This window comes from Paenibacillus sp. OK003 (assembly GCF_900109515.1).
GTDB lineage: Bacteria > Bacillota > Bacilli > Paenibacillales > Paenibacillaceae > Paenibacillus > Paenibacillus marchantiae.
In genome coordinates this window covers 495,031-503,721 of record NZ_FOBD01000002.1, presented here as the reverse complement: position 1 = coordinate 503,721, position 8,691 = coordinate 495,031, and the positions used below count along the sequence as shown (strand labels likewise).

Sequence of the window (8,691 nt, the reverse complement as noted above, 5' to 3'; positions counted from 1 at the left end):
GAAATGGTGGTCTTCTTACTGTCCATTTTAACCTACGATGTGCAGCAATATGGAGGGCTATTTTTTTGCGGTTACGTTCATCATAGCTAGCGCTTCGATCGAGGCGTACTCCTTTTGAGACAGCCCCATTCTTTTCAATTTTACGAGAAGATCAGCTTCCACAGCATCATACCCGCCATTCCGACCATTACAATAGCGGATAACCGATTGAAGAAAACACTGACCCGGCCTGTACGATCTGTTCTACCTACTAGCCTGCCTGCACCTGCCAGTCCCAGAAACCATACCCATGATACCAATGCCGCCGTTATCGCAAAATAAAACCGTGCCACCCCTTCGTATTGAAGTGAACTGGTGCCGATCACGGCTACCGTGTCCAGCAGGGCATGCGGGTTAAGCAAGGAAACGGAAGCAGCAAAGGCGATCTGTCTTCCCGCAGACAGCACTGCTGCTGAACTATTGGCAGGGCCGGATGACCTCCAAATGCTCCATGCCATATAGAGTAAAAATACACTCCCTCCTGCATACAATAAACTCGCCAGCAGCGGCCATTGCAGCAAAATGAGGGACACCCCTCCGACCGCTGCACCAATCAACAACGTATCACTGAGTCCTGCGGTTACTATAGCTGGCAGCGCCCGCGCATAACTTCGTTGACTCATGCCCTGATTAAAAATAAATACATTTTGTACACCGAGTGGCAAGATCAGGCCAAACGCCAGCACCACCGCGTGAATAATTACCCCCATCGTTCATCCCCCTTAGACATGTCTCCATAATAGTAGAGATAACGTCAGGCGTAACCAACCACTTGGATGGCATTGGACCCAACCAAATGATATAGTGTTCAAAATAAAAGAAAACGTAAATCCCATCACTCATTCTATAAAGGAGGCAAACCTGCCCATGAATCGTTCCGATTCTCGACAGGGGGGCAGCTGGAAGCCAGACCCGTCCCATTCCCTACCTCTGTACCGACAGATTGAAGTCTATATCAGCGAGAAAATTACTGCCGGCGAATGGACAGCAGGATATCGGCTTCCTTCACAACGAACACTGGCTCAATCCATGGGAGTGAATCGCAGCACGCTGGTTACTGCATTGGAAAATCTGGCCTCCGCAGGCATGATTGAAGGCAGACATGGTGGCGGAACCTATGTCTGCGGCTCTGGCTGGCATGCGCTGGCTCACGGAGCCATGCCCAACTGGGAGGAAGCCATCGAAGAAGGCTGGTATTATCCCAATCTGCCAGAGGTACAGCAGATTAACCGGGCTGAGTTCCAGCCAGGCATCATCAGGCTTGGTACAGGTGAGCTTGCCCCTGAGCTGATGCCCCAGGAGGCTTTTAACGACCTCCTCCTTGCTCTATCCAGCCGTCCTCGTACACTAAACTACCTCGAACCTCAGGGTAGTCTGGAGCTCCGTCAGGCTTTGTCCGTTTACTTGCAAGAAAGCGGTATCCAAGCCTCCCCTGACTCCATTCTGATCGTATCCGGCTCTCTTCAGGCACTGCACCTTATTTCAGTTGGGCTTCTGCCCCGCGGATCGGCAGTTCTGCTGGAGAAACCATCTTATCTGTACTCCATTCATGCCTTCCAATCCGCCGGATTGAAAATGAGCGGCATTCCGATGGATGCCGAAGGCTTACACACTCCGCGTCTGGAAGATGCCGTACAGAACAATGCAAACAGGGACAGCATCTCACTGCTCTATACGATTCCGAGCTTCCACAATCCTACCGGCTCCGTCATGAGTGACAGCCGCCGGGAAGAAATTCTCGCCACAGCGCGAAACACTGGCATCTCCATATTGGAGGATGCCGCTTACAGCGACCTGTGGCTGGACGAGCTCCCGCCGCCAGCGCTGAAGGCGCGTGATAAAGAAGGACGGGTGCTGCACATGGGCACCTTGTCCAAGGCGGTGAGCCCCGGTCTGCGCCTCGGCTGGCTGGTTGGGCCGGAGCCGGTCATCCGTCGCCTCGCAGACATCAAGATGCAGACGGATTATGGCACCAGCTCCCTCGCTCAGGAGGCTGCTGCACTCTGGTTTGCCGATGGATACCACGAGCAGCATATGGATCGCCTGCGGCCAGAACTGCGCAGACGCAGAGACTTCATGATCCAGCTTCTGCAACGCGATTTCGCTGAACTCGCCGAGTGGAGCATACCTGCCGGAGGCTTTTATATCTGGCTCCGATTTACCGTCAGTCCTCTTTCCATTCGCGAACTGTTCCATGCCTGTCTGGAGAATCATGTGCTGATTCATCCGGGTTATCTTTATGACCGCCTAGATGCGGAGCACATTCGTCTGTCCTATGCCTATGCTTCACCGGATGAGATGGAGCGGGGCCTTCACCTTCTGGCACAGACAGTCAAAAAGCTGATGACATCATGAAATGAAAGAACCGCCTTGATTGTAAGGAGTGACATCCCTCCGATCATGGCGGTTCTTTTGAGTTTTTGTATTCATGAGACAGATACATCTCGTCTAGATCGCAGGCAGGTTTTCCTTACCCTTTTACCGCACCCTCTGCAATCCCCTCCATGATGAACTTTTGGAAGAACGCATAGATGAGAACCACCGGAATAGCGGTCAGTACCAGGGAGGATAGAATCAACGGCCATTCCTTATTGTACTCGCCAAACAGCATGTTCGTGGACAGAATCAGCGTATAACGATTTACATCCGTCAGCATGAGCAGCGGCAACAGGAAGTCATTCCATATCCACAGGAAGTCCAAGATGGCGATGGTGACCGTAATTGGCAGCAACAATGGGAAGATGATCTGGAAGAACGTCTGGAACTCATTACATCCATCCATCTGTGCCGATTCTTCCAATTCACGCGGGATGGACTTAACAAACCCGTGATACAGGAAGATCGCCATGTTCACACCAAGTCCGATATAGATCAGGGCCAATCCGTATGTGCTGCCTTGAACGTGAAGTCCTTTGGCAACCCGTGTCAGCGGAATCATGATCGAGTGAAAAGGAACGAGCATGGATGCCACGAACAGGAAGAAGATCAGGTTGCTCAATCTGCCTGAAGTACGCGACAGCTTGTAGCCGGCCAATGAAGCACAGAATACAATACCGCCAATCCCCAGGAAGGATACAATCGCCGAGTTCAATGAGCTGCCTAGCAGATTGATTTTGTTAAATGCATCCGAGTAGTTTTCCCAATGAAATGTCGTTGGGAGAGCTATAAAGGACTGGAACATTTCGCCTTGTGTTTTGAATGAGTTCACAATCGCCATGTAGATTGGCAGCATTGCGACGAGGGAGCCCAGCACCAGCAGCAGTCGAATAAGGTAGCTGTTAATTCGTTGCATCCTCATGCTTCCACCTCTTTCTTCTTCATCACCGTAATCTGAATGAGCGTGAAGATGAGCACGATGACGAATAACACAACCGACTTGGCACTGGCATATCCGTATCTAAAATTGTTGGAGAATGCCTCTTCATAAATATTCATCGTAATGACCTGAGTGGCTCTGCCTGGACCGCCACCTGTAAGACCGTACACAACTTCAAATACTTTGAATGCTCCGTTCAGTGTCAGGAAGAAACAGATCGTCACGGCATGAGTGATCATCGGCAATACGACATTACGCAGTACCTGGAACGCGTTGGCTCCATCAATAACAGCCGCTTCCTTCAGACTCTTCGGCACACCCTGGAGTGCAGCCAGATAGATGATCATCATATACCCCACACCATTCCAGAGCGATACGATCAGGATGGAGTAGAATGAAAATTTCGGATCACCCAGCCACTGTTGGTCCAAAAAGGAGACGGCCAACTTCTCGGCCAGCTGCGGCAGCACCTGGGAGAAGATGAATGTCCACATAAAGGCGCTGATGATTGTACTGATCATGTTCGGCATGAAAAACAGGGTCCGGAATAACCCCTTGCTGCGCGTCCGTGTCTCAATGAACACGGCGAGCAGCAAGGCAATTCCATTTTGCAGGATCAGCATAAACACCACATATTTCAACGTGAACCACAGGGAATTCAGAAAGTCGGGATCTTCCTTGAACAGTTCCACGAAGTTCCCCAGACCGATAAAACTGTAATCCCGGTTCAGACCATTCCAGTCCGTCAAGCTGTAGAATAAGCCGCTAAATGTGGGATATAGCAGGAAAATGGCATAGATGACAAAGGCAGGCGCAGTGAACGCTAGCAGCGACAGATACTTCTTGAATACATTCGTAGCCATTGGTTCTCCCCCTTTTCACTATAAGCAGACTCGCGGAAACGGGGGAACGAAGACCGTTCTGCCAGCCGTTTCATCTGCTTACTTGTTGACTTTGTTGTAGGATTTCCACGCCTTGTCGAGCGCATCAATCACCTGCTGCTGATCCAGTTGTCCGGAGTAGTAACCTTGCAGCGCTTTGCCTGATTCATCCTTAACCGCTTGAGGAATGGATGGATCCTGATACGCTTTGCCTTCATTAACATATTTCAGGGCATCGTCTACCCAAGGGAAACTTTTGAAGTCATGAATTTTGGCAACCGGATTGAATTTCAGTGCTTCGTAGAATGCACTTGAGTCCTTGTCATCGAGAACATAGTTTACGAAGTCGAGTGCCACTTCCTTGTTTTTGCTGGAGGAAGATACGGCCAGTGAAGTCGATGTGCTCAGGTTGATTTTGGTATCATCCGGGTTGTCATTGATCGGCAGTGGAGCTACGCCGAAGTTGATATCCGGATTGGACTTCAGGATGGTTTCCGCGAACCAAGGTCCTTGAATCCACATTGCTGCTTTGCCTGTTGCAAAGGCTGCTGAACCATCATCGCCGCCCACTTCGAGTGCTTTCTCCGTTCCATTGGCATTGACGAGATCGAAGATGTCGAACAAGGATTTCATATCCGAGAAGGAACCTTGATCCTGATTCATCTTATCCAAGAAGTCTTTATGTTCTGACTGAGTCAGTGCACCTACAGTAAGTGGCAGGAACAGTTGTGGAATCCAGGCTTCTTTGTATGAAAGTTCAAACGGGGTGATGTTGGCTGCTTTCAGCTTTTCCACGACCGCTTTCATTTCCGTCAAAGTTGTAGGTACCTCTATCCCCTGCTCTTTGAAAATATCCTTATTGTACAGGTATCCCCAAGATAACGTTTCCAAAGGAACGGCCACGACTTTACCCGATGCATCCGTTACGGAAGGCTTAACGGAATCCAGTAATTTATCGACAAAAGGTTGACCCGACAGGTCTTCCAGATAACCTGCTTTGCTGAACGGTGGAATTTCATTGACCGCATGAAGTGCGAACACGTCCGGTGCATCATTGGAGGCAAGTCGTGTTTTCAGAATCTGAGGCGCATTATCTGCTGGCGGCATCTCCAGTTGTACGTTGACCTCAATATTCTTTTCGGCTTTCTCCTTGGCTTTGAACTGTTCTATATATTTATCGTAATGTTCTTTCAGCCGCGGCTGTGCAATGAATACTTTGAGGGACACCGTACTGCCCGATGCAGTTCCCTCCGTCTTACCATCCGTACCCGCATTGGAACCGCAGCCTGCGAGCAGAACACTCACAAGTACCGCACTTGCTACGCTTTTCCATACTTTCATCTCTTATGACCTCCCGGTGTAACTGGTTTGTCTTTCATAGGATCATTATATATCACGAAATGAAAGCGCTTCATTGGACATTATTAGACTCATTTATTGGATTATTTTAAACCTTAATCCAACTGTAAGCTCTCTGTGAACGAATTATTTAGGGCTGTTACCTGATATTCGAGGTTGTCCCTTTCGCATCTCTCCAGGCGAAACTCCGAAGTGTTTCTTGAACACCCGGTAAAAGTACGATACATCCTCATAACCCGTCATCTCAGCAATATGTTTGAATGGAATCTGATCATCGAGCACCCACTCCTTGGCTCTTGCCATCCGTAACTGGACAATATAGTCGGTCACATTCACGCTGTGTTCTTTTTTGAACACCTTGCTGAGATATTCTTTGCTAACAAAAAAGATCTGGGCAAGCTGCTCCAGCGTAATCATCTCCATGCAATGCTGCTCGATGTATTGCTTCACCTCATCCAGGTTCAGCTTGTTCTTGAATTTGCGCTGCGCAATCAGCTGCTCCAACGAAGTATAGTAAGGCGCTGATATCCAGTCCACCGCCGATGCGATGGACGCCAGAGCCGTCGGCGGCGGGAGCACAGCTGCTACAGGTTGCTCGCATAAGCCGTTGGAAACACACAGCTCGCCCAGCAGCGTCTGTAATTCGTATGCGATCCGCCCAAGCTGTTGCGGTCTCCGGATATCACTGGTATCAAGTCGGTGCTCCAGCTGCCCGAACAGCTCATGTAATCCCTGAACGTTCAAGTCGTTAAAACGCAAGCGTGCCTGCTGCTGAAACAACGAGAATTCGCCAGAAAAAGCCGAAGGATAAGGTTCCCACGACTCCGGCCCGGACTCGGTCTTTTCCAATTCACGTTTACACTTGGCCAGAACGTTATTCAATTCATCGGGATTTACTGGCTTAAGCAGATAATCAGCGGCACGGTGACGAATGGCATGTTTCGCATAATTGAAATCATCATAACCGCTGACCACAATCACTTTGATATGCGGATATTGTGCGCTCAGCGTCTGGAGCAGTTCCACGCCGTCTTTACCCGGCATACGCATGTCTGTAATGATAATATGGGGCTGATGCTGCTCGACCAACCGGATCGCCTCTCCGCCATCCTCTGCCTCACCTGCTACCACCATGCCAAGCTCATCCCACGTGCCCAAATTGCGCAAAATGTCTCTATTCCATGGCTCGTCGTCCACTAACAGCACTCTATAATGATCCTTGTTCACGAGATCTCGCCTCCTGTATGGCAAGGAATTCGAACAGTGACACGGGTTCCCTGTCCTTCCCCACTCTCCATGTTCATACCGTATGCAGGCCCAAAGTGCATCAAAATGCGTGATGCGGCATTGACCAGACCAATGCTAGTGCCCGAGCTCCATACTCTGTCTCCTTGCTGGGACAGCTTGGACAGTCTTGATTGCATCTCGGCCAGCCTCTCTTGATCCATGCCCATCCCATTATCGGAAATGCGGATGGTTACCTCATGATCTAGTCGGACAACTTGAATGTTCAATTTCCACTCTCCCTGCTTTTTCTCCAGACCATGAACAAATGCATTCTCCACAATCGGTTGCAGGGACAACTTGGGAATGTAACAGTCATTCAGCCCGCCTTCAATCTCCAGTTTATATTCAAGTCTGCTGCCAAAACGCTGCTTCTGGATGAGCATATAATGCTCCAGTTGGTCCAATTCGGACTGTAATGGCACGAGACCATCCGGCGCTCTGACAATATAACGGAACATCTCACTTAGTGCACGAATAACTTTATAACTGTCTGCCGGCTTCTGTGAGTACACCATACCTCCGATCATCTGCAACGTATTTTGTAGAAAATGCGGGTGAATCTGGGACTGAAGCGCCTTGAGCTCGGCCGTCTGTTTCTCCAGATTCATGAGATAGTTATCCCGGATATGCTCCCGAATGCGGCTTGCCATACCATGCAGATTTTTCTCCAGCAGGCCAATCTCATCCACCCGACCACTGCGCACCACTTCCTTGTCCTTGATCAACTGGATTCCCTTCATTGAATTCGCCAGTCTGACAATCGGTTTGGATGTTCGCCAAGCCACTAATGCTGCCAACAACACCGAAACCACGGTAGCCAGCCCACCCACAACAAGACCATATTTCATCGTTTCCATTGCACTCTCATTGATGACATGGGAAGGTACAATTTTGATCAGACGCATTCCTGACGGATCAATGGCATGATAGAATACATATTCCTTGGCTGTTCGAATGAAACCGGAACTATCCTTTGTAGCTGCGAGCCTTTCCAGTGCCTCTGCTGAAGGCTGTATCTCCTTATTGGGCTGATAGACCGGACTTCCCGTACTATCCGCGATGTACACCGCATAATCTCCCCGGCTGTCCAGCAATTCCAATGTCTGATTGAATTCGGCCCACTTGACTTCCAGACTGATCGCGCCGATCTGCGCCTGATCCTCGAATCGGTTCATGCTGCGGGTCATATGGAACTTCTCCGGATCGTTCGGATCATTAATAATCGTAAAGTCCTTATGCTGTTCAAAAAGTTCATCGTATGCCGAAGGAATGTCCGGAACCGATCGGATTCGGCTTTCCATCGAGTTGAAGGTAAACAATGTGTCCAGTTCCTTCAGGTATAATTCCACACCAAATACATAGTTGCCAGCCGAATAATATACACTGTTCAGCATGTTGAACACAGCCTTCTGTTCATCGAAGCGGCTGGCAGCTGGAGCATCCTGGTTCAATGCCAAATACTGATGCAGCTCATCACTGATCTGAATGGAATAGATGAGATTGTTCATCCGCGCGAATTGTTCACCCAAATAGATGGAGGCCCAATTCATATTCGCACGGTTGGTCTCCATGATCTCTTCTTCCATGGAAGAACGGGTATTTTCGGCTGCTACAACCGTCATGGCAATGACGGGCAGAATGGCCAGAAACGTCATGGTGAGGATTAATTTGTTGCGAATGCTGCGTTTGAACGGATTAGTAAGCTTCCGATATAATTCGGTAAACACGAGGCATCCACTCCTGAGCTATGAGCTAAAATAAGATAAACGCCCCAGCATGAAGCCGAGGGCGCTTTGGTCTTGGTATTCT

At 49.4% G+C, this 8,691-nt stretch carries 7 protein-coding genes; 1 reads left to right on the top strand and 6 read right to left on the bottom strand.

The features are described from left to right. Positions 1-140 precede the first annotated feature (140 nt). Positions 141-749: a LysE/ArgO family amino acid transporter gene (locus tag BMW94_RS04985; protein WP_090995119.1), complete on the bottom strand. Its 609-nt coding sequence runs from the start codon at positions 747-749 to the stop codon at positions 141-143. Positions 750-906: 157 nt separating this feature from the next. Here BMW94_RS04985 and BMW94_RS04980 point away from each other — a divergent pair, with 157 nt between their 5' ends. Continuing rightward, positions 907-2,394 (top strand): aminotransferase-like domain-containing protein, encoded by a 1,488-nt coding sequence (locus BMW94_RS04980; RefSeq protein ID WP_090995116.1) that lies wholly within the window; start codon positions 907-909, stop codon positions 2,392-2,394. 115 nt (positions 2,395-2,509) lie between these two features. Here BMW94_RS04980 and BMW94_RS04975 read toward each other — a convergent pair whose 3' ends face one another. The 5 genes from BMW94_RS04975 to BMW94_RS04955 form a co-directional block, all read right to left on the bottom strand. Next, positions 2,510-3,337: a carbohydrate ABC transporter permease gene (locus tag BMW94_RS04975; RefSeq protein ID WP_024632759.1), complete on the bottom strand. Its 828-nt coding sequence runs from the start codon at positions 3,335-3,337 to the stop codon at positions 2,510-2,512. Next, complete coding sequence (locus tag BMW94_RS04970) at positions 3,334-4,218, bottom strand: carbohydrate ABC transporter permease (RefSeq protein WP_064641854.1); 885 nt, start codon at positions 4,216-4,218, stop codon at positions 3,334-3,336. The genes BMW94_RS04975 and BMW94_RS04970 overlap by 4 nt, the downstream gene beginning before the upstream one ends. Positions 4,219-4,296: 78 nt before the next feature. Next, on the bottom strand, positions 4,297-5,577 hold the full coding sequence (locus BMW94_RS04965; RefSeq protein WP_063566932.1) for an ABC transporter substrate-binding protein: 1,281 nt from the start codon (positions 5,575-5,577) through the stop codon (positions 4,297-4,299). Between the two features lie 144 nt (positions 5,578-5,721). Next, entirely contained in the window at positions 5,722-6,822 is a 1,101-nt protein-coding gene (locus BMW94_RS04960; protein ID WP_063566931.1) for a response regulator, read from the bottom strand. Then, on the bottom strand, positions 6,819-8,609 hold the full coding sequence (locus BMW94_RS04955) for a sensor histidine kinase (protein WP_090995114.1): 1,791 nt from the start codon (positions 8,607-8,609) through the stop codon (positions 6,819-6,821). Before BMW94_RS04955 ends, BMW94_RS04960 begins: the two co-directional genes overlap by 4 nt. Between the last annotated feature and the right edge of the window lie 82 nt (positions 8,610-8,691).